The organism is Ureibacillus aquaedulcis, assembly GCF_030418165.1.
In the GTDB taxonomy this organism is placed as follows: Bacteria; Bacillota; Bacilli; order Bacillales_A; family Planococcaceae; genus Ureibacillus; species Ureibacillus aquaedulcis.
On the sequence record NZ_JAUHTQ010000035.1, the window covers coordinates 1 to 1,459 of the forward strand.

Genomic DNA, 1,459 nt, shown 5'->3' on the forward strand with positions numbered 1-1,459 from the left:
GGTGCTGCACCCCAAAAGTTAGAGTCAAAATCTAACTTTTGGGGTGTTTTTGTATGGCAAAATATAGTGATGAATTTAAATTGAAAATCGTAATGGAGTATTTAAGTGGAAAATTAGGTTTTAAGCGGTTAGCTCAAAAGTACGACATTCCTAACCGTTCCGTTATACAAGGTTGGGTGCGTGCTTACAAAGATTTCGGTATAGAGGGTATACACAAAAAAATAAAGAAGGAAGTTTATTCTGTTCAATTCAAACTCACTGTATTAAACTTTATGAAACAAACAGGTGCTTCTTACCAAGATACAGCGATTGAATTTAACTTGAATAACCGATCTATCATCGCGAACTGGAATCGGAAATTTTTAGAGGAAGGTATAGAAGGCCTAGAAGAAAAATCGAAAGGACGGCCTCCTATGTCTAAAAATCCTAAAATTAAAGCAACCTCTCGTGAAGAACAATTAGCACGTGAGAATGAACTTCTACGGCTGGAGATTGCCTATTTAAAAAAGCTAAAAGCTTTCCAGGAGAACCCGAATGCCTTCCTCGAAAAGCACAAGCAACGTTGGCATTCGACCTCAAAGAAGAAGGATTCCGATTAAAAGATGTATTGAAGCAAGTTGATATCCCAGAAGCGACATATCATTATCACGTAAATCGAATGAAAATTGAAGATCCTGACCGTGTATGGAAAGAGTTGATTTATGAAATTTTCCATAAGCATGAAGGAAAATATGGCTATCGCCGTATCTTTCTAGAATTAAGAAAGCAAGAATATGTCATCAACCATAAAAAAGTGCAAAGAATAATGAGCGAGCTGAATTTGAAGTGTTATAAATTCAAACGTAAATCTCGTCGTTACAATTCGTATAAAGGTAAAGTTGGTACAGTCGCTAAAAACCGTCTCAACCGTCGCTTTAGTACACCTCATCGTCTCCAAAAACTCGTAACAGATGTGACGGAGTTTAAATGTACAGGCGATGAAAAGTTGTATTTAAGCCCGATTCTAGATCTCCATAACGGAGAAATTATTTCATTCGGCACATCAAATAGACCTACATTAGATTTTGCTTTAGAACCATTACATCAAGCAATTAATATTATTGGAGACGAAGCAGAATATCGCACAACGATTCACTCAGATCAAGGGTGGCAATATCAACATAATCAATGGGTGAAATTATTAAAGAAAAACAAAATCTTTCAAAGCATGTCTCGAAAAGCAACCTGTGCAGACAATGCGTCAATGGAAAATTTCTTTGGGATTTTAAAACAGGAAATGTATTATGGAGAAGAATTACTGTCGTATCAAGCATTGAAGCAAAAAATCGAAGCATATATCAATTACTATAACAACGACCGAATTAAACAAAAATTAGGCGGTATGAGTCCGGTACAATACCGAACTCATACCAGCCAATTAGCTGCATAATAAAAACTCTAACTTTAGGGGGTCACTACC

General features: G+C 36.3%; 2 protein-coding genes. Both read left to right on the top strand.

Annotated elements, in window-relative coordinates:
- Positions 1-53 precede the first annotated feature (53 nt).
- Positions 54-599, top strand: a complete 546-nt coding sequence (locus QYB95_RS19015; RefSeq protein ID WP_301139944.1) for a helix-turn-helix domain-containing protein — start codon at positions 54-56, stop codon at positions 597-599.
- A complete protein-coding gene (locus QYB95_RS19020; protein WP_301139945.1) occupies positions 563-1,429 on the top strand; it encodes an IS3 family transposase in 867 nt (288 codons plus the stop codon). The genes QYB95_RS19015 and QYB95_RS19020 overlap by 37 nt, the downstream gene beginning before the upstream one ends.
- Positions 1,430-1,459 lie beyond the last annotated feature (30 nt).

Coding starts and splice junctions, on each gene's coding strand:
- QYB95_RS19015 (WP_301139944.1), top strand. CDS start 54: ATGGCAAAATATAGTGATGAATTTAAATTGAAAATCGTAATGGAGTAT.